Source organism: Haloarcula ordinaria, assembly GCF_029338275.1.
Lineage (GTDB): Archaea > Halobacteriota > Halobacteria > Halobacteriales > Haloarculaceae > Haloarcula > Haloarcula ordinaria.
On record NZ_CP119789.1, the window covers coordinates 1,515,720 to 1,540,151 of the forward strand.

The 24,432-nt window shown below is 67.5% G+C and carries 28 protein-coding genes and 1 pseudogene; 15 read left to right on the top strand and 14 right to left on the bottom strand.

Annotated features, from left to right (window positions below):
* Positions 1 to 4: 4 nt before the first annotated feature.
* Positions 5 to 1,042 (bottom strand): annotated as a pseudogene (locus tag P1L41_RS08000) (zinc-binding dehydrogenase); the annotation flags it as partial.
* Between the two features lie 132 nt (positions 1,043 to 1,174).
* On the opposite strand from P1L41_RS08000, the gene mfnA reads away from it, so the two are divergent.
* From mfnA to P1L41_RS08040, 8 genes are all read left to right on the top strand, one after another.
* Positions 1,175 to 2,227: a tyrosine decarboxylase MfnA gene (gene mfnA, locus P1L41_RS08005; protein ID WP_276298335.1), complete on the top strand. Its 1,053-nt coding sequence runs from the start codon at positions 1,175 to 1,177 to the stop codon at positions 2,225 to 2,227.
* Positions 2,228 to 2,481: 254 nt separating this feature from the next.
* Complete coding sequence (locus P1L41_RS08010) at positions 2,482 to 3,039, top strand: YqaA family protein (protein WP_276298449.1); 558 nt, start codon at positions 2,482 to 2,484, stop codon at positions 3,037 to 3,039.
* Positions 3,040 to 3,098: 59 nt separating this feature from the next.
* Positions 3,099 to 3,776, top strand: a complete 678-nt coding sequence (locus tag P1L41_RS08015) for a LiaF transmembrane domain-containing protein (RefSeq protein WP_276298336.1) — start codon at positions 3,099 to 3,101, stop codon at positions 3,774 to 3,776.
* A gap of 52 nt (positions 3,777 to 3,828) precedes the next feature.
* Positions 3,829 to 5,949 (top strand): methionine--tRNA ligase, encoded by a 2,121-nt coding sequence (gene metG, locus P1L41_RS08020; protein ID WP_276298337.1) that lies wholly within the window; start codon positions 3,829 to 3,831, stop codon positions 5,947 to 5,949.
* Between the two features lie 41 nt (positions 5,950 to 5,990).
* On the top strand, positions 5,991 to 6,416 hold the full coding sequence (locus tag P1L41_RS08025; RefSeq protein WP_276298338.1) for a DUF7312 domain-containing protein: 426 nt from the start codon (positions 5,991 to 5,993) through the stop codon (positions 6,414 to 6,416).
* A 24-nt stretch (positions 6,417 to 6,440) separates the two neighbouring features.
* Positions 6,441 to 7,037: an NfeD family protein gene (locus tag P1L41_RS08030; protein ID WP_276298339.1), complete on the top strand. Its 597-nt coding sequence runs from the start codon at positions 6,441 to 6,443 to the stop codon at positions 7,035 to 7,037.
* A gap of 74 nt (positions 7,038 to 7,111) precedes the next feature.
* A complete protein-coding gene (locus tag P1L41_RS08035; RefSeq protein WP_276298340.1) occupies positions 7,112 to 8,260 on the top strand; it encodes an SPFH domain-containing protein in 1,149 nt (382 codons plus the stop codon).
* 45 nt (positions 8,261 to 8,305) lie between these two features.
* On the top strand, positions 8,306 to 8,911 hold the full coding sequence (locus P1L41_RS08040) for a winged helix-turn-helix transcriptional regulator (RefSeq protein WP_276298341.1): 606 nt from the start codon (positions 8,306 to 8,308) through the stop codon (positions 8,909 to 8,911).
* Positions 8,912 to 9,022: 111 nt separating this feature from the next.
* Here the strand turns inward: P1L41_RS08040 and P1L41_RS08045 are convergent, their stop codons facing one another.
* Positions 9,023 to 9,265 carry a DUF7123 family protein gene (locus P1L41_RS08045; protein ID WP_276298342.1) on the bottom strand — a complete coding sequence of 81 codons (243 nt, stop codon included), beginning with the start codon at positions 9,263 to 9,265 and terminating at the stop codon, positions 9,023 to 9,025.
* Between the two features lie 216 nt (positions 9,266 to 9,481).
* Between P1L41_RS08045 and P1L41_RS08050 the strand changes: the two genes are divergently transcribed.
* Positions 9,482 to 9,886, top strand: coding sequence for a TRAM domain-containing protein (locus P1L41_RS08050; protein WP_276298343.1), 405 nt, complete (start codon positions 9,482 to 9,484; stop codon positions 9,884 to 9,886).
* Positions 9,887 to 9,943: 57 nt separating this feature from the next.
* On the opposite strand, the gene P1L41_RS08055 is transcribed toward P1L41_RS08050, so the two are convergent.
* The 3 genes from P1L41_RS08055 to P1L41_RS08065 are packed head-to-tail and all read right to left on the bottom strand — an operon-like array spanning position 9,944 to position 11,822.
* Positions 9,944 to 10,678 (bottom strand): YkgJ family cysteine cluster protein, encoded by a 735-nt coding sequence (locus tag P1L41_RS08055; protein ID WP_276298344.1) that lies wholly within the window; start codon positions 10,676 to 10,678, stop codon positions 9,944 to 9,946.
* A gap of 49 nt (positions 10,679 to 10,727) precedes the next feature.
* Positions 10,728 to 11,504 carry an MBL fold metallo-hydrolase gene (locus P1L41_RS08060; protein WP_276298345.1) on the bottom strand — a complete coding sequence of 259 codons (777 nt, stop codon included), beginning with the start codon at positions 11,502 to 11,504 and terminating at the stop codon, positions 10,728 to 10,730.
* A 48-nt stretch (positions 11,505 to 11,552) separates the two neighbouring features.
* Positions 11,553 to 11,822 carry a MarR family transcriptional regulator gene (locus tag P1L41_RS08065; RefSeq protein ID WP_276298346.1) on the bottom strand — a complete coding sequence of 90 codons (270 nt, stop codon included), beginning with the start codon at positions 11,820 to 11,822 and terminating at the stop codon, positions 11,553 to 11,555.
* Positions 11,823 to 12,025: 203 nt separating this feature from the next.
* Here P1L41_RS08065 and P1L41_RS08070 point away from each other — a divergent pair, with 203 nt between their 5' ends.
* Complete coding sequence (locus P1L41_RS08070) at positions 12,026 to 12,730, top strand: class I SAM-dependent methyltransferase (RefSeq protein WP_276298347.1); 705 nt, start codon at positions 12,026 to 12,028, stop codon at positions 12,728 to 12,730.
* A 54-nt stretch (positions 12,731 to 12,784) separates the two neighbouring features.
* A complete protein-coding gene (locus tag P1L41_RS08075) occupies positions 12,785 to 13,690 on the top strand; it encodes a glycosyltransferase family 2 protein (RefSeq protein WP_276298348.1) in 906 nt (301 codons plus the stop codon).
* Here P1L41_RS08075 and P1L41_RS08080 read toward each other — a convergent pair whose 3' ends face one another.
* The gene (locus tag P1L41_RS08080; RefSeq protein WP_276298349.1) at positions 13,691 to 14,500 is read right to left on the bottom strand and encodes an amidohydrolase family protein; all 810 of its coding nucleotides are present in this window, start codon (positions 14,498 to 14,500) and stop codon (positions 13,691 to 13,693) included.
* 263 nt (positions 14,501 to 14,763) lie between these two features.
* Between P1L41_RS08080 and thsA the strand changes: the two genes are divergently transcribed.
* Positions 14,764 to 16,323 (top strand): thermosome subunit alpha, encoded by a 1,560-nt coding sequence (gene thsA / locus P1L41_RS08085; protein WP_276298450.1) that lies wholly within the window; start codon positions 14,764 to 14,766, stop codon positions 16,321 to 16,323.
* A gap of 127 nt (positions 16,324 to 16,450) precedes the next feature.
* Here the strand turns inward: thsA and P1L41_RS08090 are convergent, their stop codons facing one another.
* The 5 genes from P1L41_RS08090 to P1L41_RS08110 all read right to left on the bottom strand — a co-directional run bounded on the left by P1L41_RS08090 (position 16,451) and on the right by P1L41_RS08110 (position 19,459).
* A complete protein-coding gene (locus P1L41_RS08090; protein ID WP_276298350.1) occupies positions 16,451 to 16,642 on the bottom strand; it encodes a SprT family zinc-dependent metalloprotease in 192 nt (63 codons plus the stop codon).
* A 93-nt stretch (positions 16,643 to 16,735) separates the two neighbouring features.
* Complete coding sequence (gene psmB / locus P1L41_RS08095) at positions 16,736 to 17,428, bottom strand: archaeal proteasome endopeptidase complex subunit beta (protein ID WP_276298351.1); 693 nt, start codon at positions 17,426 to 17,428, stop codon at positions 16,736 to 16,738.
* Positions 17,428 to 18,162 (bottom strand): archaeal proteasome endopeptidase complex subunit alpha, encoded by a 735-nt coding sequence (psmA, locus tag P1L41_RS08100; protein ID WP_276298352.1) that lies wholly within the window; start codon positions 18,160 to 18,162, stop codon positions 17,428 to 17,430. The genes psmB and psmA overlap by 1 nt, the downstream gene beginning before the upstream one ends.
* 69 nt (positions 18,163 to 18,231) lie before the next feature.
* Entirely contained in the window at positions 18,232 to 18,570 is a 339-nt protein-coding gene (gene pth2 / locus P1L41_RS08105; protein WP_276298353.1) for a peptidyl-tRNA hydrolase Pth2, read from the bottom strand.
* A 145-nt stretch (positions 18,571 to 18,715) separates the two neighbouring features.
* Positions 18,716 to 19,459 carry a BGTF surface domain-containing protein gene (locus tag P1L41_RS08110; RefSeq protein WP_276298354.1) on the bottom strand — a complete coding sequence of 248 codons (744 nt, stop codon included), beginning with the start codon at positions 19,457 to 19,459 and terminating at the stop codon, positions 18,716 to 18,718.
* A gap of 201 nt (positions 19,460 to 19,660) precedes the next feature.
* Between P1L41_RS08110 and dcd the strand changes: the two genes are divergently transcribed.
* From dcd to P1L41_RS08125, 3 genes are all read left to right on the top strand, one after another.
* Positions 19,661 to 20,248 carry a dCTP deaminase gene (dcd, locus tag P1L41_RS08115; RefSeq protein ID WP_276298355.1) on the top strand — a complete coding sequence of 196 codons (588 nt, stop codon included), beginning with the start codon at positions 19,661 to 19,663 and terminating at the stop codon, positions 20,246 to 20,248.
* 128 nt (positions 20,249 to 20,376) lie between these two features.
* Complete coding sequence (locus P1L41_RS08120) at positions 20,377 to 21,273, top strand: thiamine-phosphate synthase family protein (protein ID WP_276298356.1); 897 nt, start codon at positions 20,377 to 20,379, stop codon at positions 21,271 to 21,273.
* A complete protein-coding gene (locus P1L41_RS08125; RefSeq protein WP_276298357.1) occupies positions 21,270 to 21,920 on the top strand; it encodes a class I SAM-dependent methyltransferase in 651 nt (216 codons plus the stop codon). The genes P1L41_RS08120 and P1L41_RS08125 overlap by 4 nt, the downstream gene beginning before the upstream one ends.
* A 5-nt stretch (positions 21,921 to 21,925) precedes the next feature.
* Here P1L41_RS08125 and P1L41_RS08130 read toward each other — a convergent pair whose 3' ends face one another.
* From P1L41_RS08130 to P1L41_RS08140, 3 genes are all read right to left on the bottom strand, one after another.
* On the bottom strand, positions 21,926 to 22,453 hold the full coding sequence (locus P1L41_RS08130; RefSeq protein ID WP_276298358.1) for an HTH domain-containing protein: 528 nt from the start codon (positions 22,451 to 22,453) through the stop codon (positions 21,926 to 21,928).
* A 124-nt stretch (positions 22,454 to 22,577) separates the two neighbouring features.
* Complete coding sequence (locus P1L41_RS08135) at positions 22,578 to 23,501, bottom strand: thiazole biosynthesis protein (protein WP_276298359.1); 924 nt, start codon at positions 23,499 to 23,501, stop codon at positions 22,578 to 22,580.
* A gap of 163 nt (positions 23,502 to 23,664) precedes the next feature.
* On the bottom strand, positions 23,665 to 24,414 hold the full coding sequence (locus tag P1L41_RS08140; RefSeq protein WP_276298360.1) for a 4-phosphopantoate--beta-alanine ligase: 750 nt from the start codon (positions 24,412 to 24,414) through the stop codon (positions 23,665 to 23,667).
* Positions 24,415 to 24,432 lie beyond the last annotated feature (18 nt).

The following is a 24,432-nucleotide window of genomic DNA, read 5'->3' on the forward strand; positions in this document are numbered from 1 at the left end:
CCTTGAGTTCGCTGTCCGGGACGACGACGACTTTTCCGAATCCCTCGCGCTCTTCGATGAGCCGATGGGCCTCCTGTATCTCGCTCATCGGGAGCGTCTCGCGGAGGGTCGGTTCGAAGGTGCCGTCCCACACGAGTTCCAGTGCCTCCTCGGCCTGGCCGGGGGTGGCCATCGTCGACCCGATGACCTGCAACTGGTTCCAGAAGATGCGGTTGAGGTCCGTCTCCGGGCGGCCCCCGGTCGTCGCGCCGCAGGTGACGACCCGCCCCCCTTTCACGAGGCTCTTCAGCGAGTCGCGCCAGGTGTCGGCACCGATGTGGTCGACGACCATGTCGACCCCGCGGTAGTCGGTCAGGTCCCGAATCTCGCTGGCGAAGTCGGTCTCCGCGTAGTTGATGGTGTGGTCGGCCCCGAGTTCCTCGGCATACGAGAGTTTCTCGTCGGTGCTCGCCGTCGCGAACACCTCCGCGCCGGCGTGGTCGGCCACCTGAACGGCGGCGTGGCCGACGCCGCCCGAGGCGCCGAGGACGAGGACCGACTCGCCGCTCTGCAGTCCGCCGCGGTCGCGGAGCATCCGCCAGGCCGTCTGGAAGACGAGCGGTGCGGCCGCGGCGGTCTCCCAGTCGACGCCCTCGGGGACCGGCGCGAGGTTGGCCGCCGGGACGACGGCCTGCTCGGAGTGGATTCCGCGGACGTGCTCGCCGATGATGTGAAAGTCCGGAGCCAGCGTGGGGTCACCCTTGCGGCTGAACTCGTCGTCACCTCCGCTCTTACCAGCGAGCAGTGCGACCCGGTCACCGGGTTCGAACCGCGTGACGTCGTCGCTGACCTCCGTGACGACGCCCGCGCCGTCGCTCCCCGGGATGTGGGGCATCTCGAGGTCGACGCCCGGCAACCCGCGCCGGGTGTGGATGTCGAGGTGGTTCAGCGAGGCTGCTTTCACGTCTATCAGCACCTCTCTCCGGCCACACTCCGGGTCCGGGAACTCGTCGTAGGTGAGTACGTCTCTGTCGCCGTGGGTGTCGAACTGGACTGCCTGCATTGTCTATCGCCTCGTGGCAAACCGTTAAGAAACCACTGTGGCGACGGGTCGACGGCTGGGTGACGACGGGGAAGCGAACGGTCCGGGTCGAACAAAACCGATAAACCAGTTCCTCCCGTTACAGCCGATAGCATGCTCCAGCGGGCCGAGCCACAGGATTTCGACCGGGTGCTCTCCTCGATGTGTACCGTTCCCCACCCGGCGGCCTACGAGGCGGCCAAGCGATTCCTCGCGACCAACCCCGGCGACCCGGGGACCTACGAGACCATCGCCGACCTCGAAGCCGAGGCCGTCGGCTACCTCGGCGAACTCGCTGGACTCGAGGACGCGGCCGGCTACGTCGCCTCCGGCGGCACCGAGGCGAACATCCAGGCGCTCCGCCTCGCCCGCAACCGGGCCGATACCGACGACCCGAACGTGGTCGCGCCGGTCCACGCCCACTTCTCCTTCACAAAAGCGGCCGACGTGCTCGGCGTCGAGCTGCGTACCGCGCCCGCCGGGGACCACCGCGTCAACGTCGAGGCGATGAAACGACTGGTCGACGAGGATACCGTCTGTGTCGTCGGCGTCGCCGGGTCGACCGAGTACGGCTTCGTCGACCCCATCCCCGCTATCGCGGACCTCGCGGCCGACGCCGGGGCGCTCTGTCACGTGGACGCGGCCTGGGGCGGCTTCTACCTCCCCTTTACCGACCACGACTGGCACTTCGGCCACGCCGACGTCGACACGATGACTATCGACCCGCACAAGGTCGGGCAGGCCGTCGTCCCGGCTGGCGGGTTGCTGGCCCGCTCGCGCTCGCTGCTGGACGAACTCGCCGTCGAGACGCCCTATCTCGAGTCGACCGACCAGCTCACGCTGACCGGGACGCGCTCGGGGGCGGGCGTCGCCTCGGCGGTCGCTGCGATGGAGGCGCTGTGGCCGGAGGGCTACCGCGAGCAGTACGAGCGCTCGATGGCCAACGCCGAATGGCTGGCCGAACAGCTCACCGCGCGCGGCCACGACGTCGTGGGCCCGGAACTCCCGCTTGTGGCGGCCGACCTCTCGGTACCGATGACCGACGAACTCCGCGACCGCGGGTGGCGCGTCTCGAAGACCGGGTCCGGCGAGATGCGCGTCGTCTGTATGCCCCACGTCACCCGGTCGATGCTGCGGTCGTTCGTCGCGGACCTGGACTGGTACTGAGTCGTGTGATCTCCGGCGAACGAAGTGAGCCGGTTAACGGCCTCGAGCGGAGCGAGAGGGCGGGTTTTCCCCCAGGTTTTGCAACGAGTGGTGCGCGGAGCGCACCCGAGGCAGCAAAAGGTGGTTGGTCGCGGATCTGGACTGGTACTGAACACGACGTGTCGGACTACAGAGGACTACCGAGCGCACATACTAACATTTAGAACCCACTGGTTGCAAGAGGTGGTGTGAGTCTGGCTGTCACCGTCGCTCCGATGTTTGCGTTCCTCGGCGAGTGCACCACGCACGGCGCCGGGCTCTCGTTGTTAGAAGAGGCCGTCTGTACCGCGACCGGGCCGACGGGGCTGGCCATCATCGCGGTCTACTCCTTCCTCATCGCGTTCATCCTGCCGTTGCCGAGCGAGGTCGTCCTCGTTCCGGCCGAGACCCTCCGCCTCGGCCTGTCGACGACCGGGAACCTCGCGATGATAATCCTCGTCAGTGCCACGGGGAAGGCGATGGGGAGCCTCGTGGCCTTCCACATCGGCCAGGAGGCCAAGGAGTACGGCCCGCTCGTCCGCCGCATCAAGAACTCGCGGTTCGACCTCATCGAGTGGTCCGAGCGCCAGACGGTCCAGCTCGCGAAGAAGTTCGGCTACGTTGGACTGGCGCTGGCGCTCTGTGTCCCCTTCTTCCCCGACACGCTCTCCATCTACGCGTTCACGGTCCTCGAGGAGGACTACCTCAAGTTCGGCGCCGCGACGTTCGTGGGGAGCGCTGGCCGCCTGCTCGTGACCATCGGGCTCGCCAGCGGGACGCTGGCGTTGCTGTAAGGGGCGGGCCGTTCTGTTCCCGGCGCACCTTTATGTAATCTAATTGAGTACTCTCCGGTATGGCATCGCGGCGACTCACCGCTCAGACCCTCCTCGGGGGCATCGTCGTCCTCATCGGACTCGCACTGCTCGCCCGCTCGACGGGATTGTTCGACGTCGGCAGTATCTTCCGATTCGTCCCGTCGGTGTTCATCGTTCTGGGGCTCTACGCCCTGATTTCGAGCGGCTTCCGGAATATCGTCGGCCCGCTGCTGGTCGTCCTCGTCGCGCTCGCGTGGCAACTTGTCGCGCTTGACGTCCTCGCCGCGGGCGACGTCCTGCAGTTCTGGCCGCTGTTGATAATCTTCTTCGGCATCTCGCTCGTCCTGGGCCAGTACCGGGCCCGGGCGCGGGCCGCCACCGGCGACGCGACCACGGTCTTCGCGTTCTTCGGTGGGGCCGAACGCCGCGTTACCTCCCAGACGTTCCGGAACGCGGACCTGACCGCTATCTTCGGCGGGGTCGAACTCGACCTCCGGGACGCGGCTATCGCCGACCCGCCGGCCCACGTCAGCGCGACGGCCATCTTCGGCGCCGCGGAGATTCGCGTCCCTCGCGAATGGAACGTCCGTATCGACATCCTGCCGCTGTTCGGCGCGACCGAGGACAGTCGGCCGCGAGCGGACGAGGTTCACGAGGACGTCGACCTCGTCCTTACCGGGTTCGTGGCCTTCGGGGGCGCGGAACTGCTCGACTGATCCGCTCCCGGAAACCGCCCTCCTTTTGACCCACGGGCGGCACACACCTGGTATGAGCCACGACGAGTTCCCGACCGAGGAACCGGCGGTGGTGACCTGCGGGCTGCCGTACGCCAACGGCGACCTGCACGTCGGCCACCTCCGAACCTACGTCGACGGGGACGCCTTATCGCGTGCCCTGCGCCGCATCGGCCAGCAGACCGCCTTCGTCTGCGGGTCGGACATGCACGGGACCCCGGTCGCCGTCAACGCCGCCGAAGAGGGCGTCGAGCCCGCCGAGTTCGCACTCGACTACCACGAGACCTACGCCGAGACGTTCCCGCAGTTCAACGTCGAGTTCGATAACTACGGCCACACCGACGACGAGACGAACACCGAGCTGACCCAGCGGTTCGTCCGGTCGTGGATCGACAACGACCACGTCCACGAGAAGGAGATCGAGGTCGCCTGGGACACCGAGGAGGACCAACCGCTCCCGGACCGCTTCGTCGAGGGGACCTGTCCCTACTGCGGCGAGCACGCTCGCGGCGACGAGTGCGACGAGGGCTGTCAGCGCCACCTCGAACCCGGCGAGATAGAGGACCCCGTCAGCACCATCACGGGCAACCCCGCGGAGTACCGCACTCGAGAGCACCAGTTCCTCCGCCTCTCTGACTTCCAGGCGTACCTCCAGGGCTTCCTCGACCGCCTCGAGGGGACCGACAACGCCCAGAACCAGCCCCGCGAGTGGGTCGACGGCGAGCTCCAGGACCTCTGTATCACCCGCGACATGGACTGGGGTATCGACTATCCGAGTGAAGACGGCGACGGCGAGGACCTGGTGCTGTACGTCTGGGTCGACGCCCCCATCGAGTACGTCTCCTCGACCAAGCAGTACTCCGAGCGCGTCGGCGCCGACGAGTACGACTGGGAGGACGTCTGGCTGGTCGACGGCGAGGAACAACACGGCCCCGAGTGGGACGACGAGTGGACCGACGACAGCGGCGAGATCGTCCACGTCATCGGCCGCGACATCATCCAGCACCACGCCGTCTTCTGGCCGGCGATGCTGCGCGGGGCCGGGTTCAACGAGCCGCGGGCCATCCTCGCCACCGGCTTCGTCGGCATCGACGGCAAAGCCCTCTCGACGTCGCGCAACCGCGCCGTCTGGGCCGACGAGTATCTCGACGCCGGTTTCCACCCCGACCTGTTCCGGTACTACATCACGACCGGCGCCGGGCTCGAATCCGACGTCGACTTCTCCTGGGACCGCTTCCAGGAGCGGGTCAACGGCGAACTCGTCGGCAACGTCGGGAACTTCATCTACCGCTCGCTGCTCTTTGCCGAGCGCAACTACGACGGGACGCCCGAGGCCGACGTCAGCGACGACGTGCGAGAGCGCATCGAGCAAGCCGTAGACGAGTTCGAGCAGGCCGTCGGGGACTACGACGTCCGCTCGCTCGCGGAGGTTGCTATCGACCTCTCGAACTACGGCAACGAGTACATCCAGCGCAACGAGCCCTGGAACCTCGTCGGCGAGGAGCCGGACCGCGCCGCACAGGTCATCCGCGACTGCGTCCAGCTGACGAAGGCCGTCGCCGTCGTCATGCAACCGGTCCTGCCGGGGAAGGCCGAACGGCTCTGGGGCCAGCTCGAAGAGGAGGGCTCCGTCGCCGACGTCCCCCTCGAGACCGCGCTCGAGGCGCCGCCGGCGGCGTTCGGCGAACCCGAGGAACTGTTCGCGAAGGTCGAGGACGACCACATCGAGGCCCTGAACGAGGAACTGGAGACGCGAGTCGCAGAAGCCAGCGAAGACGACGAGGAAGTCGACGAAGACGCTTCGGACGCACCCGCGGACCTCCAGCCGCTCGTCGAGGAGCGAATCAGCTTCGACGACTTCGAGGGCGTCGACATGCGCGTCGGCGAGATCGTCACTGCCGAACCAGTCGAGGGCGCGGACAAGCTCCTCAAACTGGAGGTCGACATCGGTCACGAGGTGCGTCAGGTCGTCGCCGGTCTCCGCCAGCTCCACGACCACGAGGACCTCCCGGGGACGCGGGTCATCCTGCTCGCGAACATGGAGAAGGCCGAACTGTTCGGCGTCGAGTCCGACGGGATGGTGCTGGCGGCCGGCGAGGAGGCCGACCTGCTGACCACCCACGAGGACGCGCCGCTGGGGACGCGCGTCCGGTAGGGTCACGAGGCCTTTTGTAGCCGCACCACGTACCCTGTCGTATGGCAGACGACGGCGGGTGGCGACAACCCGACGAGGACCACGACGGCGGCCAGCGCGAGGACCAGCGGTCCGCTCGCGAGCCCGAGGCGGCCGACGGTGGCAACGAACACGCTGTCGGCGCGCTCGACGCCGACGACCTCGCCGACGGCATCCCGGAGGAGATGATTCAGGAGGCAGCGGACGACGAGGACGGCGCCGTCGCCGGGTCGTTCGCCCCGGACCTGGACGTCACGCCGGGGACGCCGCGGCTCGAGAACGTCGTCTTCGTCGCGCTGGGCGTCTACGCGGCCGCCCTCGCCGTCGGGCGGATGTTCGTCGGCGCGTCGATGTACACGCCCGAGACGCTGGGGGCCCTGACGGTCGGCGTGGTCGCCGGCACTGCGCTGCTCTACGGCTTTTTCGTCGGGAGCAACCCGGACACTTAATCCTGTGCCGACACTACAGTAGGTATGGTCGACCCGCTGGCCGTCGCACCCCTCGCCCCCCTGCAGGCAGAATCACTGTTCAGTCTCTCGCTCTCCCTGCTGCTGTTTCTGGCTGGCTCCGGGCTCATCGTCGCCGAAGCGTTCGCACCGGGGACGCACTTCTTCGTGCTCGGCGTCGCGCTGCTGACCGCCGGACTGGTCGGGCTGTTCATCCCCGCGGGACTGGGTATCTTCGCCCCGCTCATCCTCGCTGCCGTCGTCTTGCTCGCGACGGGGGCGACGCTGTGGGGCTATCGCAAGCTGGATTTCGCCGGCGGCGAGCGCGGGGTGACGCTCTCGTCGAGCTCCCTGCGGGGCCAGTTCGGGACCGTCACCGAACGGGTCACGAAGACGGACGGCGAGGTCAAACTGGAGGACGGCGGCTTCAACCCCTACTACCAGGCCCGGAGCGTCGACGGCGTCATCGAGGTCGGGACCGAGGTGATGGTCGTCGACCCCGGCGGCGGGAACGTCCTCGAAGTCGAGTCGGTCGAGGGGACCGACGACATCGACCGGGCGCTGGAGCGCGACCGCACGCAGTCCGACGAGGCGGACTCGGAGTTCGAGTCCGAGACCGCTTGACTCGGTTGCGATTCGGTTATTCCTGTCACGGGTACCCAAGGTTTTTCTTTCGGCGAGTCCGAGTCTAAGTCGTAATGTTCCCCGCGTTAGTGCCGTTGCAATCGCTCGTAGGAGGAGTCCTCGGCTTTGTCACCGTCGTCCTCCTCGTCATGGTCATCGCGCTGGTGTACTCCAGCGTCGTCATCATCCGCCCGTATCAGAAGGGCGCGTACACCGTCCTCGGGACGTACCGCGGTATCCTCGACCAGGGGATTCACTTCATATACCCCTTCGTCTCGGACGTCACCCGCTTCGACATGCGGACCCAGACGCTCGACGTCCCGCGACAGGAAGCCATCACGCGCGACAACTCGCCGGTCACCGCCGACGCCGTCGTCTACATCAAGGTGATGGACCCCAAGAAGGCGTTCCTCGAGGTCGACAACTACGAGCGCGCCGTCTCCAACCTCGCCCAGACCACCCTCCGTGCCGTCCTGGGTGACATGGAACTCGACGACACGCTCAACAAGCGCCAGGAGATCAACGCCCGCATCCGCAAGGAACTCGACGAACCCACCGACGAGTGGGGTGTCCGGGTCGAGTCCGTCGAGGTCCGCGAGGTCAACCCTTCGAAGGAAGTCCAGCAGGCGATGGAGCAACAGACGTCCGCCGAACGCCGTCGCCGTGCCATGATTCTCGAGGCGCAGGGTGAACGCCGCTCCGCCGTCGAGACGGCCCAGGGTGACAAGCAGTCCAACATCATCCGCGCACAGGGTGAGAAGCAGAGCCAGATTCTCGAAGCCCAGGGTGACGCCATCTCGACGGTCCTCCGTGCGAAATCTGCCGAATCGATGGGCGAGCGTGCCATCATCGACAAGGGGATGGAGACGCTCTCGGAGATCGGCCAGGGCGAGTCGACGACGTTCATCCTCCCACAGGAGCTCACGTCGCTGGTCGGCCGCTACGGCAAGCACCTCTCGGGGTCCGACGTCAAACAGAACGGACACGTCCTCGAGGGCCTGGACTTCGACGAGGAGGCCCGCGAGATGCTCGGTCTCGACGACATCGAGGAGATCCTCGGCCAGATCGACCAGCAAGCCGAGGTCGATGTCGAGGCGATGGAGCAAGAGGCACAGAAGATCAAACGCGGTCAGGACGCTGGCGTCGACGACGCCGACGAGGTCATCGAGGAGATGGACGCCCAGATAGACCAGGGTGACGAAGGGTCGGACGCTGGTAACTAACTGGACCGAACGTATTTATATGCTGACGGTTCGTAATTAGAGTAGATGGCCCGGGAGGGTGAGGTAGACGAGGACAAGCGAGCGACGCTTCGCCGGTTCGCGGCCCTCGGCGCGGCGAGTCCGTTCGCCAGGTTCGGCGACAGCGGGAGCGACAGCGACGCGCCCGACGCCATCGCCGGCTACGTCTCCGCCCACCCCGGTACGCACTTCTCGAAACTCCGCGACGACCTCAAACTCGGGACCGGCGAGGCCCAGCACCACCTCCACCGCCTGGAGAACGACGGCGTCGTCGCCTCGCGGAAGGACGGCGACTACCGGCGGTACTTCCCGGCCGGGCAGTTCTCCGAGGCCGAACAGGTGACGCTGGGCTACCTCCGGCGCGAGACGCCCCGCGGGATGCTCGTTACGATGCTCCGCGACCCGGACGCGACGGCCTCCGAACTCGCGAGCGAACTGGGCGTCTCCCGGCCGACGATCAGCAACTACGCCGGCGAACTCGAGGCCGCAGGCCTCCTCTCGCGGGACGACGGTTACGCCGTCGCGAACCCGGAGACGGTACTCATGCTTCTGATCCGGTACGCCGACTCCTTCGGCGACGACGCTGCGGCGCTCGCGAGCGATGCAGGGTCGCTCATCAGGTGGGACCCGTAGTCGACGGGCCGTGACGAGGGACGGTCGCAGCGGTGGTCAATATCGAAACCTGGCGTTAGCGGTGCAGAAATTCCGTGCGCAGTCGGGAGCGCAGACTGGTCCGCTCCCGTTTCAGGCTTCGACCATCCACGTCGTCGAGGAGGAGTAGCCCCACTTCTCGACGTCGAGGCCGTACTCGCCCTCGGCGATGGCGGACATGTTCGTCCCCACCTCCTTGGCCGACAGACCGAGTTCCTCGCCGATGAGCCGTGACTTGAAGTACGTCTGCTCGCCGGCGTGCGACTGCAGGTACTCGAGGATTCGACGCTGTTTCTCGGAGAGTCGCGTGTCGGCGGCCTGTGCTGTCGCGCTCATTGTACACTGCACACTACACAGGAGTACCCTTTAGCGAGTTTGGTACGAACGGTTAACGCCGCTCTGTCTTGCGGTTTTTCCCCGAATCGGTACACCGGACGGTCGGGCCGGGGCGGTTTTCACCCTGCGTTGGTACAGGTGGGAAACACACTACTGTCGAGTGCCGGCAGTTCTTTTACAGTGCGCACACTTACGGCGAACAGAGGTCTATCACGTATGGAAATCTCGGAGCAACTCCTGTGTCTGTTCAGTGCTGACGTCACCGACGAGGGTGACCGCTACGTCGTCGAGGTACCGCGCCGCGAAATCGAGACTGGCGCTATCGAAGCCAGCGGCACGTACCGCGTCGCACTCATCGCCACCGACGAGCGGGCCGAGGTCGGCGACGAGGAAACCGAGGTGGAGACGCCGCCGGACCAGCCCCAGCCTCCGGTCGAACCGGGCGAGACGCGCTACGTCGAAATCGAGGACATCGGCAAGCAGGGCGACGGTATCGCCCGCGTCGAGCGCGGCTACGTCATCATCGTCCCCGGCGCCGACATCGGCGAGCGGGTCAAAATCGAGGTCACGGAAGTGAAATCGAACTTCGCGGTCGGCGAAATCCTCGACGAAGGCGTCTAGGCGCGCTCTCTCGCTCTCTATCTCGGGGACTGGTCCGCGAGCGACGGGGAGGCCACCTCAGCGGTCGTATTCGGTCCCGTCGGGTCGCTTCGCACCTTCGGAGTCGTGGACGACCACCGCACCGTCGGAGGTCGTCGGTTCGTAGTTGTCGCGGACCCCGATGGCCTCCTCCAGTTCCCGCACCGCTCGCTCCTTGAGCGCGCTCGCCAGCTCCTCGGCGTGTTCTCTGTCGATGTCCCGACCCAGCCCTTCACACTCGTGTGCCTGGACCGCCGCTGTCCCGGCGCCGCTCCCGTCGGTGCCACCGTCCAGCGGGACGCTGTCGACGACCTCGCCCAGCGGCTGACTGGTGCCCCCGAGCGCCACGCTGAACGGGTAGGTCTGACAGATGAGGGGCCGGTCCTCGTGGACCGTACACGCCCCGACGCCCGCGTCGTCCTCCGCGTAGAAGGTACAGTCCCCACAGTCGTCGGTCTGGAGGGCCCACTCGAACGTCTCCCCTTCCGGACCGTCCGGACCCTCCGTCAGGCCGTAGGGCATCGGCCGCGCGACGTCGCGGAAGTCGTAGTCGCCGGCGGCCTGCAGCTGTCGAATCTCGTCGGGGAACACCGTCGCAGTGTGTGGCTCCGCGTCGTCTGCGTCCTCGTCTCCGCCGTCGCCACAGCTCGTCTCGCCGGCCTTGCAGCAGGCCCCACAGCGCGTACACTCGAACCCGATGCGCTCGATGGCGTCGGCCAGCGCCGACGCTGAGAGCGCACGCGCCCGTTCGAGCTCCGTCTCCAGTGATTCCACACGTCCAGTACCGTCGGGACGGACAAAAGAGGCGCGACCCGACGCGGCTTCACACTGGCGTGGCTCGCTCGCCGTCCCATCGGACGGTCCCCTCGACGGCGAGCTTCTCGAGGTGGGCGACGACTGTCGCCCGGGCGAGCGCCCGGACGCCGGTGAGGTCCTTCTCGTAGGCCGCCGTGAGAATCTCGTCGGGCATCTCCGCACCCGAGGCGACGGCCTCGCGGACACGCTGTTCCCTGTCGAGCCGATGGGCGACCAGTCGCCGGCAGGTCGCCCGGGGCGACTCGATGGGCGGGCCGTGGCTCGGGGCGAGTCGCGCCGGGTCGAGTGCGTGCAGCCGGCGGAGCGAGGTCAGATACGCCCGCAGGTCGCCCTCCGGGGCACCGACGACGACGCTCCCCTCTGCGACGGCGAGGTCGCCGCTCACCACGGTGTCACCGGCTGCGAACGCGACGTGCTCCGGCGCGTGGCCGGGCGTCTCGACCACGCTCACCGCGCCGTCGCCGGTTCGAATCGTCGTCGCCGCCGAGAACGTCCGGTCCGGAGCGACGCCGGTCGCTCGCTCGAACTCCCGCGTCCGACCCTGGCGTGCCCAGACGGTCGCGTCGTGTGTTTCAGCGTACTGTGCGACCGCACCGACGTGGTCGGGGTGGTGGTGCGTGACGGCGACGTGCGCGACGGTCCGTCCGTCGAGCGCCGCGTCCAGACTGTCGGTTCGGGCCGCCGGGTCGACGAGTAGCGCCTCGGTCGACCCGATGACGTACGCGGCCGTCTGCCCGGTCGGTGCTTCCGTCGACACGGTGGTGTCGACTCTCGTCGCGTCCATCGAGCAGACACAGGCGGCCGAGGGGGAAGAATCAGACGGGTAAGCGGTTCAGGCCGTCAGGTAGTACACCTGCTTGCGCGCGTCGGTGTAACTGTACCGCGAGTCGACGAGGTCGGTCTCCTGGAGGCGGTTCAGTGCGTAGCGGACCGTGCGGTCCGGCAGCAGCGACGCTTCGGCCAGCTGCCCCTGGGACAGCGGTGCCTCGTCCTCCAGCACTTTCGCGACGAGCTTCGCGCTCGGCGGGAGTTCACGGAGGCGGTCACGGAAGTCCGCTTCGGCGAACGGCGTCGTCCTTGCGTCATCTACTGTAGTACTCATATTTACTGATACCCCTACACAGTTGGTAAATCTTGGCTATATGTATGACCAAACAATACGGATTCCTTGATGTGTTTAATGTCACCTTATATTTCCGTGCGTTCGGACGATTCGGGGCCCCTTCACTCCGCGAGCGGTCCGCGGCAGGGGTGCGAACTCGGATTCCAGTATCGTTTTATCCCCCCGGAAGCGACAGTCGAAGCGTGAAAGGGCAGGAGTGGTACCAGGCCGACACGGTGGCCGAAGAGTACGAAGCCAAGCGGTTCTCCCGTGGTGGACGGCTCATCGACCGCCGGGAGAAAGCGGCCGTGCTCGACGCCATCAGTCCCGTCGAGGACAAGAGCGTGCTCGAGGTCGCCTGCGGTACCGGCCGGTTCACCGTCATGCTCGCCGAACGCGGCGCGGACATCACTGGCCTGGACATCTCCGGACCGATGCTCCAGCAGGGCCGGGAGAAGGCACGGGCCGCCGGCGTGGCCGACCACGTCGAGTTCATGCGCGGCGACGCCGCCCGCCTCCCGTTCCCCGACGACCACTTCGACACCGTCATCGCGATGCGCTTCTTCCACCTCGCGGACACCCCCGCGGCGTTCCTCGCGGAGATGCGCCGGGTGGCGAAAGAACAGGTCGTCTTCGACACGTTCAACCGCTTCTCGACGCGCTCGCTGTACAACTGGGCGCTCCCGATGGGCTCGCGGCTCTACTCGCGCTGGGAGGTCGACCGCCTCCTGGACGGGGCGGGGCTGGAACTGGTCGACGAGGACCACGACTGGGTCCTGCCGTACGGCTTCTACCGGAAGATTCCCAACGAACTGGCGGCCTCCCTGCGCTCGCTGGACACCGCCATCGGCGGGACCCCGCTCGGCAAGTCGCTCGCGTCTGTCTCCTACTGGAACACCCACGTCTGACCGGGCGAAGTCGGCCCGCGAGTTTTATGCGGTTCCGGGAGAGTATCGAGAACTATGGAGCTCTCGGTAGTCGTCCCGACCCTCAACGGCCGCGAGGAGCTGGCCGGGTGTCTGGACGCGCTCGCCGAGCACGTGCCGTCGGCGGAGGTCATCGTCGTCAACGGCCCCTCGGCCGACGGGACGACCGGGATGGTTCAGGACCGGGACGACGTCTCGGTGCTGGTCGAAATCGCCGACCGGTCGGTCAACGTCGCCCGCAACGCCGGCATCGACCGGGCGACGGGCGACGTCGTCGCGCTGGTGAACCAGGGGCTGTCGGTCGAGGACGGCTGGTTCGGCGCGATCCGCGACGCGTTCGACGGGGCCTGTAACGTGGTGACCGGGCCGACCCACCACCAGCTGCGCGCCGGAATGACCACCGAGACGAAGGAGTCCCGGTCCATCGTCGGCCGGACGGTGACGTACTTCAATCCCGGGAACGTCGCCATCGAGACGGACGTCCTGACCACGCTCGACGGCTTCGACGAGTACCTCGACGTGGGCGGCGCCCGGGACTTCGCCCACCGGCTGGCGGGGACGGGCTACGACGTCACCTGGGATACCGACATGAGCGTCAGCCGCGAGTTCGAGGCGGACGGCGGGATGATGGAGACGGACTGGCGGTGGAAGTACCGCTCGCTCTCTTACCGGCTGGTGAAGAACTACGGCGTCCGGCCGACGATCGCGTGGCGCATCGGGAGCCACGCGGTCAGCGACGCCCTGTCGGCGATGAAAGACGTCGCTCGTGGCGATGCGGCCCCTTCGGAGTGGTTCAGCAACGGGCGGGACGTCCTCGAGGGCCTCAGAACCGGCGGACAGGACGGGGTCGCCGCCCGCGTCCGGGACCGCTCCAGTCGCCGGAACCCCAACGGCCGGTCCAAGCGGGCCGACCGCGCCGTGGCGGTGTACGACTGGCGGTAGTCAGGGCGCGAGCTCGTCGACGACGCGCCCGGGGTTGTTCGAGAACACCTTCTTCATCGCGTCCTCGGGTACGTCGAGGGTCAGAATCTCCATCACCGCGACGTTCGGGTGGACCGCCGGCGACCCGCTCCCGAAGAGGACGCGATCGGGGTGTTCGAGCACCGCGCGCTCGAGTTGCGCGCGGTAGCGGACGGCGCTCGTGTCCAGGTACAGCTGGTTGTGCGTGTCCAGCAGGTCGATGGCCTCGTCCATCAGGTCGCGCCGGAGCGGGTGGCCACCGAAGTGCGCGAGGACGACGGGGAAGTCGTAGCCGAGCAGCTCTTCGGCCACCCGGTCCGGGGGGAACGCCTCGCCACCGTGGACGAGGACCGGCAGGGACACCGATTCGAGTTCCGCGAGCACGTCCTCGTCGGGCAACCCGTCGGCAGACGGGTCGAGTGTGAACCCGTAGAACCGGTCGTCGTAGGCGTACTGCTCGATGTCGCCCGGCGAGGTGTGGGCCTCGCTCCGACGGCTCGTCAGGTTCCGGAGCGTCGTCCCCGGGCCGGTCTCCAGGCCCAGCGTCCCGTTGATGCGCGCGAACGCCACCATCGGCCGGCCGACGGTCATCCGGGCGACGCCGTTGTTCGCCTTCAGGTACGAGCCGTCGCGAGCCCCCGGGTAGACGACCGCTCTGACGACCCCCGCCTGGTGCATCTCGCGTTCGAGCTGCTCGGGGTCACCGACGCCGTCTCTCGGGCGCCGTTCCGCGTCCGGTTCGAGCCGCGCGTGGACGTCGACCACGCGAAACCCGTGCTCCAGCTCCAGCATCTATCCGACAGTGGTCCCTTCCCTGTATTAATCCCTCGGACAGTCTCGGCGCGTCGCTGCGAAACGAGCCGTGTACGCTCCGACCGTCGTCCTGCCACCGTCCGAACCGCCCTCGACTTTCCCATGCCGCTTCGAACTGTGTACCCGGTCCGGTCTGGCAGACGGCGGGGCGGGGTTGGCTCCCCCGTTCGGAAAGGTTTATATAGAACCGCTTACGATGATTTAGGTGAGGTTACACACACATGTCATCTGGCCAGCGACGCATGGGCGGCCAGCCTCTTTTCATCCTTAACGAGGACGCCCAGCGTACACACGGGAAGGACGCACAGTCGTCGAACATCTCGGCCGGCAAAGCCGTGAGCGAATCGGTACGGACCACGCTCGGTCCCCGCGGGATGGACAAGATGCTCGTCTCCGACAGCGGCGACGTCGTCATCACGAACGACGGCGCGACCATCCTCTCGGAGATGGACATCGAGCACCCCGCGGCGCAGATGATCGTCGAGGTCGCCGAGACCCAGGAGGACGAGGTCGGCGACGGGACGACGACGGCGTCCGTGCTCGCGGGCCAGCTGCTCGCGAAAGCGGAGGACCTGCTCGACGACGACGTCCACCCGACGACCATCGTCGAGGGGTACCACACGGCGGCCCAGCTCGCAAACGAGGCCATCGACGGGGTTCTCCTCGACGTCGACCTCGACGACGACACGCTGGTCGAGGTCGCCGAGTCCGCCATGACCGGCAAGGGCACCGGCGACGTCGAGGCCCACCGCCTCGCCGAAGTCGTCGTCGAGGCCGTCAGCCACGCCCGGACCGACGACGGCGTCGACCGCGACAACATCGAGATCCACACCCAGACGGGTGCGGCCTCCTCGGCGACGGAGCTCGTCGAGGGCGTCATCCTCGACGAGACGCCGGTCCACGACAACATGCCCCGGTCCGTCGAGGACGCTTCAATCGCGGTCCTGGACATGGAACTCGACGTCCGCGAGAGCAACATCGACGCCGAGTACAACGTCACCAGCGTCGACGACCTGAACGCCGCGCTCGACGCCGAGGAACAGGAGCTGCAGGGCTACGCGCAGGCTATCGTCGACGCCGGCGCGGACGTCGTCTTCACCACGGAGGACGTCTCCGACCGCGTCGCCTCCAGCCTCGCGAAGGCCGGCGTCCTGGTCGAAGAGGGTCTCCACAAGAAGCAGACCCGACAGGTCGTCAACACGACCGGCGCCAAGCGCGTCGGCTCCCTCGAGGACCTGACCGAGGACGCGCTCGGCCACGCTGAGAGCGTCACCGTCCAGAAGCACGGTGACGAGGAGTCGACCATCATCTCGGGCGGTGCGACCGCCGAGGCCGTCACTATCTTCGCTCGCGGCTCTACTGACCACGTCGTCGACGAGATCGAGCGCGCGCTCGAGGACGCGCTGGGCGTCACCGTCGCCGCGCTCGACGCCGGCGGCGTCGTCCCCGGTGCCGGCGCGACCGAGATCGCCATCGCGGACCACATCCGCTCGGAGTCCGCGTCCATCGAGGGTCGCAAGCAGCTCGCCGTCGAAGCGTTCGCCGACGCGGTCGACGTGCTGCCCCGGACCCTCGCCGAGAACACCGGCCTCGACGCCATCGACGCGCTCGTCGACCTGCGCGCCCGCCACGAGAGTGAGGGCATCGCCGGCGTCATCAGCGAAGGCCAGACCGGCATCATCGGCGACCCCGTCGAGTACGGTATCCTCGACCCCGCCGCGGTCAAGCACGAGGCCATCGAGTCCGCCACCGAGGCGGCGACGATGATCGTGCGCATCGACGACGTCATCTCGTCGAGCTAACGCGGCACCGACCGAGCGACGGACGGCGACACCGCTCCCCGTTCATTTCTTTCGACGTAGAAACACACCCCGTGAGCGTCGGCTTCGAACCGTCCGTGCCCCGTCTATCCCACCTCGTGCAGTCCGCCTATTCGAGGAGCGTCAGCGTCCCGGACCGGCATTTCGAACAGCGCACACGCTTCGACTCGATGAACACCGTGTTGCACTCGGAACACTCGTACAGCCGCGCTCGCGGCACCGACGGCGGTACCGCTATCTCCTCCGCAGCCGCTTCCTGTCTACCCAGCGCGCCACCGATGTACCCCTTCAGGTCTAACACGACCGCTACTACGCTGTACAATAGCATCAACATATCGACTGGTACGAAAGTTGCACGTACCGGAAGTGGGGGGTCGGCCACGCCCCGGGGGCGTCAGGCGGCCGACGCGTAGTCGTCGAACTTGTCTATCGACACGCCGTCGGTCGTGATCTCGGCGATGACGATACCGTTGCCCGACCCGGTGTCGCGCTCGGCGGCCGCGTTGACCGCGCGAATCGCGAGCGCGCGGGCGTCCTCGATGCTCATCTCGGGGTCGTACTCGCCCTCGATGGTCCCAGTGGCCACCATCGTCCCGGAGCCGGTGACGGTGTAGTCGTCCTGCAGGACGCCCCCGGCGGGGTCGATGCTGTAGACGTGACTGCCCTCGTCATCGACGCCGCCGATGATGGGGTTGATGGCGAAGTACGGGCCGCCGCGGGCGAAGTTCCCGGCGAGCGTCGCCAGGCCGTGGATGGAGATGGTCTCGTCGCGGCGCACCTCGTAGAGGTTCGCCTCGGCGCGCATCGAGCGGATGAACGACTGGGCGCCGCCGACGCTGCCCACGAGCGTCATCGCCGCGTTGGGGTGAATCTGCTCGACCTTCGTGACGTGCTTGTTCGAGACGAAGCGGCCGCCCAGCGAGGCACGACGGTCCGTCGCGACGACGACGCCGTCCTCGGTGCTGATACCGACGGTGGTCGTCCCCGTCTTGACGACGGTCTCGTCGTCCTCGGTCCCCTCGTCAGCCGGGATGGACCCGACCTCGGGCTCGTAGGCGTCGGTCAGTCGGTCGTCGGGGTCGTACATCACTCCTCACCTCCGAGTTCGAACTCGGCGAGGCGGTCCGTGACCTCGTCTTCGGGGAGCGTGCTGAACTGCTCGCTCTCGACGTCGATGGTCGCGATGTCGACGCCCGTCGCGTCGAGCCCGTCCTCGTTGATCGAGGCCAGCGCACGCAGCGCGAGCTCGATGCCCGCTTCGAGGTCCATCTCCTCTTTGTACTCGTCTTCGAGGAACGTCTGGATGTCCTCGCGCGACCCGCCGATGGCGACGGCCTGCCACTCGTAGGGCGTCCCGGAGGGGTCCGTCTCGAAGAGGCGCGGTTCGCCGTTCTCGATGCCGGCGACCAGCAGGGCCACCCCGAACGGACGGGCGCCGCCGGTCTGGGTGTACTGCTGGATGTAGTCGGTGACTTCCTTCGTCAGCGCCTCGACGGACGCCGGCTCGTCGTATCGCAGGCGGTTGACCTGAGCCTGGCGTCGCGCGACGTCGATGAGCTGCCGGGCGTCGGCGACGTGGCCGGCGCTCGCGACGCCGACGTGGTCGTCGATCTCGTGGATCTTCTCGATGCTGTCCCGTTCGATGAGCGGCGACCGGGCGTGCCGGTCCGCCGCCAGTACCACACCGTCAGCCGTTCGGATGCCGACGCTCGGTGTGCCGCGCTTGACGGCTTCACGGGCGTACTCGACCTGATAGAGGCGGCCGTCCGGGGAGAAGATGGTTATCCCGCGGTCGTACGCCTGTTGTTCGTTTCCTTGCATTGTGTTGTGTGTTCACCCGAGGTTAGGGCTTTACGTATATATCCGCACCTCAACTGGCAATTCTCGCCGTCAGTACAGCGAGAGGTCGCCGGTGACCCGGTCGACGAGGTCGTCTTCGGCGGGGCCGACGGCGAGCGCCGTGACCGTTCCCGGCTCCAGTTGCGTGTGGCCGGCGTCCCTGACGATCGCATTGGGCAGGCCCTCGCGCTCCGCGCGGTCGGCGAGTTCGAACAGCTCGGACTCGCTCGTCGCCTTGAGGACGACCTTCTTCTGGCCCTCGCCCTTCCAGGCACTGCGAGCCTTCCGACCGGTGTCCTCGTAGGCCGACAGGGACGCGTGTGCGACCTGGGCGGCGAGTTTCCCCTCGCCCATGCCGATGTCGGCCCGTGCGACGATGGCCTGCTTCATACCCCGCAGATAGAGGCCCGGACTTAAGGCCCCGTCGGAGCACCGGCCTGCTTGCACGTACCATAGGGTACTTCCGCCGTCGGTATGGTCCTCCCGAGGACGGAGGGGCTGGACTCTCCCAGTCACCCTATCGGGTGACCGGCGCTCAGACGACTTCGCCCGACACCTCGGTGAGTGTCGTCCCGTCGTGGCGGACCGAGATATCGAAGGTGGTGCCCGTCTCGACCGACCCGAAGTCCATCGTCACCGCGAACGTCCCGTCGTCCCGGACGACTGCGGACTGCTGTCGCAGGAAGGGGTTGGCCGAGTCGGTGCTGCGGACCCGGACCGTCAGTTCGCTGCCGGCCCCGACGTCAGTGGTCCCACGAATCGTCTGGTTAGGGGCCGCATCGACGGTGAGCCGGTCGCCCTCGTGGCTGAGGTGCGTCCCCGGTTCCCGCGTGGGTTCGGGGGTCGGTTCCTCGCTGACGGAGGCGTCTATCCGGGCGGTGCGGTTCGCCAGGACGCCCGTGTCGTTCCGAACGACGACGGTGGCGGTGGCGTTCTCCTCGACACTGCGGAGGTCGAAGGTCGTCGCGAACGTCCCGTTCTCATGGACGCTCGCCGACTCAGTGTAGAGGAACGGCGATTCGCTGTCGGTACTCTTGACATGGACCGTCAGGTCGGCGCCCGCCGCGGCGTCGGTCCTGCCACGGATGGTCTCGTTCGCGGTGGCTTCGAGGACGAGCGACTCGCCAGTAGGCTCGATCGTCGTCCCGTTCGACGCCTCGCCGGCCGCTGGCTGGTCGGCTACGTCACCGGTGACGAGCGGAACGCCGACAGCGGCACCGGCAAGCACCAGTGCCACGAGCCCCAGACCCGCGACGACGGCGACCTGGTGGCTGTTCATCGACACACCTCCCGCCGTCGGTGGTCAGCTGTCCGATACGACTGGTCGTTCGTTGGAGGGGATGGGCGGCTTGGCCGCATACACGTGGAGCTGGACAGGGGATTCAAATAGGGCTACCCGACAGTTAAAACGGGTTTGAAGCGATACCGTCGTCGAACCGAGGCCGGATGTTTTAGGTACCGCGTGGCGCTACCTCGGGTAATGATACTCTCGGACGCAGATATCCTCCGCCGTCTCGAGGGGGGCGACCTCGTCGTCGAACCCCTCGACGACCCCGACATCCAGATTCAGCCCGCCAGCGTCGACCTCCGACTCGGCAGCCAGTTCCTGGAGTTCCAGCACGCCAACATCCCGTGTATCCACCCCAACTCCGAGGCCGAGGTGGGAGAGTACGTCGACGAGACAGAAGTCGACGAGGGTGGGGAGTACATCCTCCACCCCGGTGACTTCGTGCTGGGGACGACGTACGAACGCGTCGAGATTCCCGACGACCTCATCGCCCACGTCGAGGGACGCTCGTCGCTGGGCCGCCTGGCCATCGTCGTCCACGCCACCGCGGGCCTCTGTGACCCGGGTTACGAGGGCCAGATAACCCTCGAACTGTCGAACCTGGGGACGGCACCCGTCGCGCTGACGCCGGGGATGCGCATCTCCCAGCTCACCTTCACCGAGCTGAAGACGCCCGCCGACCGCCCGTACGGCGAGGAGCGGGGCTCGAAGTACCAGGGCCAGCGGGGGCCGCAGGCGAGCAAGATACAAGGCGATAGAGAGTTCGGAGGCGACCAATGAAAACCGGAGCCAGCGGCTCCGTGTTCGTGTCTCGGCTGCGAACGAGTGAGTTCGGAGGCGACCAATGAGCGACGCGCGGGTCGCTCCAGCGTCGGCGAGAAACGAATTGTTCGGAGGCGACCAGTAGGATGCGCTTCATCGAGGAGCTCGTCGTCGACGACTTCCTCCCGACGTTCCGGTCGCTGCTCGCCGACGCGCTCCGGGAGCGCGGGTTGACCCAGTCGGAGGTCGCGGAACTGCTGGGTATCAGTCAGAGCGCGGTCTCGAAGTACGTCCACGGCGACGTCGAGCGCAACCCGGCGCTGCTCGACCACCGCGGCCTGACCGACCTGGTCGACCGCCTCGCCGACGGCCTCGTGAGCGGCGAGATGACGCCCGTCCAGGCGCTCGTCGAGACGGAGGTGTTCATCCGTGAACTCGAACAGGGCGGCGTGCTGGCGACGCTCCACGAGGAGGCGGTCCCGGAACTGGCCGAGTACGACACCGGGTTCGCGGTCCACGACCCGAACTCTGAACTGCGCGCCGCGGAGCGGACGCTGTCGTCGGTCCGGCGGGGGCTCTCCGTCCTCGAGAACACCAGCGGGTTCGCCTCGCTCATCCCCGCGGTCGGGTCGAACCTCGTCGAGGTGCTCCCCGGCGGCGACTCTATCGACGACGTGGCGGCCGTCCCGGGCCGGATTCTGGACGTGAAGGGGCGCGCCACGATTCCGGGCGACCCGGAGTTCGGGGTGAGCGAGCACGTCGCGACGCTCGTCCTCGCCGCCCGGGCGGCAGACAGCGGCGCGCGCGCGGCGCTCAACGTCAGGTACGACCCGGACATCGTGGCGGCCTTAGAGGCGGCGGGCCACGAGACCGTCGAGTTCGACGCCGAAGCCGACCTGGAGGCGGCCGTCGCGGCGGCGCTGGCCGACCATCCCGACACTGACGTGCTCTATCAGACCGGTGGGATGGGTATCGAACCGGTCGTCTACCTGCTCGGCGCGGACGCGCCGACCGTCGCCGCGTGGACGCGGGACGTCCTGTGACCAGCACCCAGGCGTTCTACGGACGGTGGGCGGCCGTCTACGACCGCCTGGCCAGCGCCCCGGGCGTCGGGTCGTGGCGCGAGCGCGCGGCCGACGCGCTCGACGTCGACGCCGGCGACACCGTCGTCGAGATGGGCTGTGGGACTGGCGCGAACGTACCGGCTCTCAGCGAGCGCGTCGGTCCGGCCGGGCGCGTCGTCGGGCTCGACGTCACCCGCGAGATGCTGCTCCGCGCACGCGAACACCCTCGGCGCGTCGGCGAGACGGTGGACTGGGTCCAGGCCGACGCCGTCAGGCCTCCCGTTTCCGATGCCGACGCTGTCCTCTCGACGTTCGTCGCCGGCATCTTCCCCGACCCCGCGGCCGCAGTGGACGCCTGGTGTGACTGCGTCCGACCCGGCGGCCGCGTCGCGCTGCTGAACTTCCAGCGAAGCGACCGCACGCTCGCTGCACCGCTGAACGTCGCCTTCGAGGGGTTCGTCAGGCTCTCCGCGCCGGGGACACGACTCTCGCGGCGGTCACACGCCAGCGCCTTCGAACAGCGGGTCGCGGCCGCCCGCGAGCGACTCACCGAGCGAACCGTCGCTCGTCGCTACGAGACGTTCGCCGGCGGGTTCCTGGGCCTGGTCTCCGGACGGGTCACGTAGCCGCCTCAGCTGGTCTCGAGTTCGCCCACTGGCAGTGACGACGCGGCACCCGCAAGCGACGTCGAATCGTCGTAGTCCGCCTCCAGGGTGTCCAGGAACTCCGGAATCGTCCACGTCCGCTCCTCGTCGCTACAGGGGTAGACTCCCACGAGGTCGCCGTCCTCGTAGGCGGCCACCAGCATCATCGGCGTCGTCAGCACCTCCTCGCTCTTCCCGACCAGGAGCGAGGCCGTCCGCGTCTCGAACGGAGGGCGGAGGCTCAGGCCGTGGTCGGCCGCCCACGCTTCGAACCGCTCGACGGTCTCCAGCAGTTCGCTCTGGCGGTTGCGCTCGCTGATGGTGATCTCGTCGGGCCAGGTCGTTACGGTGAAATCGCTCAGGACGCCGTTCGTGCGAAGACTGCTCAGCCGGTCGATGACGGTCGTCCGGGGGCCACACACCGGACGACGGGTCCAGAGGGACACTTCGAGGTCGGTCGCCGACGCGTCCTCGACCTGGACCGACGTTGTGGTATTCGAGATTTTGTTCGACATTTGTCCTTAATCGTCTACTTAGTTGGGAAACTAACAGTTAATTGTTTGTATAATGGTGCTATTACTGACTATACAGGAATATCCGGACTATTCGAGGCGTCGCCCCGACGACCTGGAGACGGCGTCAGTCGTCCGCGACGGCCGTCGTTCGGGACGTGAGCTCGACCGGGTCGGCGTCGACCGCGAGTTCGTCGAGCGCCACCTGGGCTGCCTTCTTGCCCGAGACGAGCATGGCGCCGAACGTCGGTCCCATCCGTGGGAGGCCGTGCGCCGTGGCCGTCGCCATCCCGGTCGCGACCAGTCCGTCGTGGACGAGCCCGGTCTCCTCGACGACGGCGTCCTCGCTCTCGCCGACCCACATCGAGTCGTGGCCGGGCGAGTCGTGTCCCGGCGCGCCGTAGGTGTCGCCGTCCGTCGCGTCCATGCCGGTGTCGCCCGCGTCGATTCCAGGGCCCTCCAGGACGCCACGCTCGTCGAGTTTCTTCACGACCATCGCGTCGTGCCCAGTGGCGTCGATGACGAGGTCGGCCTCGACGGCGATGGGGTCGACGCAGGTTATCTCGCGGGGGAGTGCGTGGACCGGTGTCCAGTTCATCACGATGCCGCCCACTCGGTGGTTCTCACGGACGACGATGTCGGTGAACTCGGTCATGTTCTGCATCTTCGCGCCGGCGTCACAGGCGGCCTTGATGAGGCCGGAACAGGCCTCCGGACCGTTCGCGAGGTACAGTCCCTCGGTGTCTTCGGCCGGCTTGTGGGCCACGTCGAGGTCCGCGAGAATCTCCTGGGCAGGGTCACGGACCGTCACCTTGTTCATCAGGAAGCCGCCGAGCCAGAACCCCCCGCCGAGGTAGTTGTTCTTCTCGACGACCATCGTCTCGACGCCGCGCTCGGACAGCTCCTTCGCGGCCATCAGCCCCGAAGGACCGCCGCCGACGACGACGACCTCGGTATCGGAGAACTCGAGGAACTCGTCTGACCACTCCTGTCCGATTGCACGCGTCACCTCCGCTTCGCCAACGTCGCTGAACTGGTCGAACTGGCGCATACAACTCAGTGATATTAGTTGGTTGTTAAAATGCGTTGTGGTCGAACGACACGCGGCTGTTCCGTGGCTACGGCCGGGTCGTGGAGGAGCCTGCCGCAGATTCGGGCTGCTACCCGATGATGCGAATCCCAGTGAGAACGAGGGTCGACGACCGGCCGTCAGGCTACTGGTCTCCGCCCGTTCGGATGGCCCGTTCGGCGTCGGCCAGTGCCTCGTCGGCGTCGAAGGCCGCGATGGCCGCGTCCTGTGCCTCGGGATCGTCCGCCAACGCTCTTGCGTGGGCGGTGATGCCGGGGATGGCGCGGACGATGTTGTCGATTATCGGGACCGTCGCGACCTGTGCCGACCGACTGAGCGGGTTCAGGTCGACGACGAGCTCCGTCTTGCCCATCGCGCCGAGCGCTTCGGCGCGGTCGCCGTCCTCCAGCGGAACGAGGACCACGTCGGCGGCCTCGATGCCGTCGGCGTCCACCTTCGCGCGCTCGTGGTCGAGGCCGGGGATGGCGCCGTCTGCGGTCAGTCCCTTCACCGCGGTCGCGCCGTGTTCGCGGAGGTACTCGGCGATGGCCTCGATGCGTTCCTCGGTCCGGTTGAACAGGTTCACCTCCAGATCCGCGCCGGTGACCTCGGCCAGTTCGACCAGTTCACCGGGGACCAGCGCTGCGGCGTTGCCGTTGACCGAGATGACGGCGTGCTCGGCGCTCAGGAGATAGGCAGCCGCCGCACGCTCCGCCCGGTCGGCGCTCTCGAGCGTCCGTTCGCCGAGCAGGTAGTCGTAGGCCTCTCCGCGGCCCTGGGCGATGAGCCCCTGCCGGGAGGTGATGCCGCGGTCGACCCCGGCCTCGATGCGGTGGCGGGTCAGCAGCGACTCGTACCGTGGGTGGCTCTCGGGAACCTCGACCTCGTCGCTCATACGACCCGTTCGCCGGTC

Bases quoted from the DNA above. Each gene is read 5' to 3' on its own strand.
- mfnA (WP_276298335.1), top strand. From the start codon at position 1,175: ATGCTCCAGCGGGCCGAGCCACAGGATTTCGACCGGGTGCTCTCCTCG.
- P1L41_RS08010 (WP_276298449.1), top strand. From the start codon at position 2,482: ATGTTTGCGTTCCTCGGCGAGTGCACCACGCACGGCGCCGGGCTCTCG.
- P1L41_RS08015 (WP_276298336.1), top strand. From the start codon at position 3,099: ATGGCATCGCGGCGACTCACCGCTCAGACCCTCCTCGGGGGCATCGTC.
- metG (WP_276298337.1), top strand. From the start codon at position 3,829: ATGAGCCACGACGAGTTCCCGACCGAGGAACCGGCGGTGGTGACCTGC.
- P1L41_RS08025 (WP_276298338.1), top strand. From the start codon at position 5,991: ATGGCAGACGACGGCGGGTGGCGACAACCCGACGAGGACCACGACGGC.
- P1L41_RS08030 (WP_276298339.1), top strand. From the start codon at position 6,441: ATGGTCGACCCGCTGGCCGTCGCACCCCTCGCCCCCCTGCAGGCAGAA.
- P1L41_RS08035 (WP_276298340.1), top strand. From the start codon at position 7,112: ATGTTCCCCGCGTTAGTGCCGTTGCAATCGCTCGTAGGAGGAGTCCTC.
- P1L41_RS08040 (WP_276298341.1), top strand. From the start codon at position 8,306: ATGGCCCGGGAGGGTGAGGTAGACGAGGACAAGCGAGCGACGCTTCGC.
- P1L41_RS08045 (WP_276298342.1), bottom strand. From the start codon at position 9,265: ATGAGCGCGACAGCACAGGCCGCCGACACGCGACTCTCCGAGAAACAG.
- P1L41_RS08050 (WP_276298343.1), top strand. From the start codon at position 9,482: ATGGAAATCTCGGAGCAACTCCTGTGTCTGTTCAGTGCTGACGTCACC.
- P1L41_RS08060 (WP_276298345.1), bottom strand. From the start codon at position 11,504: ATGGACGCGACGAGAGTCGACACCACCGTGTCGACGGAAGCACCGACC.
- P1L41_RS08065 (WP_276298346.1), bottom strand. From the start codon at position 11,822: ATGAGTACTACAGTAGATGACGCAAGGACGACGCCGTTCGCCGAAGCG.
- P1L41_RS08075 (WP_276298348.1), top strand. From the start codon at position 12,785: ATGGAGCTCTCGGTAGTCGTCCCGACCCTCAACGGCCGCGAGGAGCTG.
- P1L41_RS08080 (WP_276298349.1), bottom strand. From the start codon at position 14,500: ATGCTGGAGCTGGAGCACGGGTTTCGCGTGGTCGACGTCCACGCGCGG.
- thsA (WP_276298450.1), top strand. From the start codon at position 14,764: ATGGGCGGCCAGCCTCTTTTCATCCTTAACGAGGACGCCCAGCGTACA.
- psmB (WP_276298351.1), bottom strand. From the start codon at position 17,428: ATGTACGACCCCGACGACCGACTGACCGACGCCTACGAGCCCGAGGTC.
- psmA (WP_276298352.1), bottom strand. From the start codon at position 18,162: ATGCAAGGAAACGAACAACAGGCGTACGACCGCGGGATAACCATCTTC.
- pth2 (WP_276298353.1), bottom strand. From the start codon at position 18,570: ATGAAGCAGGCCATCGTCGCACGGGCCGACATCGGCATGGGCGAGGGG.
- P1L41_RS08110 (WP_276298354.1), bottom strand. From the start codon at position 19,459: ATGAACAGCCACCAGGTCGCCGTCGTCGCGGGTCTGGGGCTCGTGGCA.
- dcd (WP_276298355.1), top strand. From the start codon at position 19,661: ATGATACTCTCGGACGCAGATATCCTCCGCCGTCTCGAGGGGGGCGAC.
- P1L41_RS08120 (WP_276298356.1), top strand. From the start codon at position 20,377: ATGCGCTTCATCGAGGAGCTCGTCGTCGACGACTTCCTCCCGACGTTC.
- P1L41_RS08130 (WP_276298358.1), bottom strand. From the start codon at position 22,453: ATGTCGAACAAAATCTCGAATACCACAACGTCGGTCCAGGTCGAGGAC.
- P1L41_RS08135 (WP_276298359.1), bottom strand. From the start codon at position 23,501: ATGCGCCAGTTCGACCAGTTCAGCGACGTTGGCGAAGCGGAGGTGACG.
- P1L41_RS08140 (WP_276298360.1), bottom strand. From the start codon at position 24,414: ATGAGCGACGAGGTCGAGGTTCCCGAGAGCCACCCACGGTACGAGTCG.